The 1,004-nt window shown below is 70.7% G+C and carries 1 protein-coding gene; it reads right to left on the minus strand.

What is annotated here, in order from left to right; translation table 11 throughout:
- On the minus strand, window positions 1-1,004 hold a 1,004-nt coding region (locus FKP22_RS31580), incomplete at both ends, for a PAS domain-containing protein (RefSeq protein ID WP_141292092.1).

Consider the following 1,004-nt stretch of genomic DNA (forward strand, 5'->3'; position numbering starts at 1 on the left):
CAGCCGACAGCGAAGCCGCTTCCGGCCCCGGCAGCCACAGCGCCGGCTGGCGGCCGAGGATCTCCGCCGCAGGGCGGCGCGCAAACGCCGCCATCATCTGGTTGAGCTGCAGCACCTGCTGGTTGTTCGCATCGAACAGCGCAATCGCCAGCGGCGCGGTCTCGATGATGCGTTGCAGGCTGGTGCGGGCCTGGGTGATCTGGTTCTCGGCCTCGCGGCGGCGCTCGATGTCCAGCAGCGCAAAGGTCAGCTGCTGCCCGCCCCCCTGGTCAAGCCCGGTGACCACCGCGTTGCCGACAACCCAGAAAGTGCGGCCATCCCGGCCCACCAGCCGACATTCAAAGGTCTCGGCCTGGCCCTCCTGCAGCGTGGCCAGCCAGTCGGTGCGGCGCAGCGGGTGATCGGCCTCGGGCGAGGCGACCACGCTGATCGGCTGGCCCAGGAAATCCGACAGCTCGCCGCCGAACATGCGCCGCGCCGAGCGGTTCATCCACTCGATGCCCTTCTCGCCCAGCGTGACGATGCCCACCAGCACCGAATCCAGGATCGCGCGCGTGCGGTCCGCCTGCGCCAGCAGCGACTCGCGCGCCCGCCGCCGCTCGTCCACGCTGACGAAGGAACTGATCGCGCCTGCCGTCGGATCGTTCGCGTCCACCGGCCTCTGGCTGACCTGCACCCACAGCTCGGTGCCGTCACGCCGGCGGATGCGGCGCTCGCCGCGGGCCCGGCCATGCAAGGCCAGGTCGCGCTTCTCCTGCGCCAGGTGATGCTGGTAGACCCGCTCGTCTTCGTACAGCTCGGCCAGCGGCAGGCCTTGCAGCTCCGCCTGGCTGTGGCCGGTCAACTCGGCCATGGCCTGGTTGGCCCGCTCGATGCGCCCTTCGCGCTGGTGCACGATGCCCACATCCGACAGGCTGAACATCAGCTCGCGTTCACGCTCCAGGCCCTCCAGCTCGGCCTGCTGGGTGCGCAGCCGCGTCACGTCGGTCAGCACCGCGACCGCC

It is taken from the genome of Ideonella azotifigens, assembly GCF_006519715.1.
Classification (GTDB): domain Bacteria; phylum Pseudomonadota; class Gammaproteobacteria; order Burkholderiales; family Burkholderiaceae_C; genus Ideonella; species Ideonella azotifigens.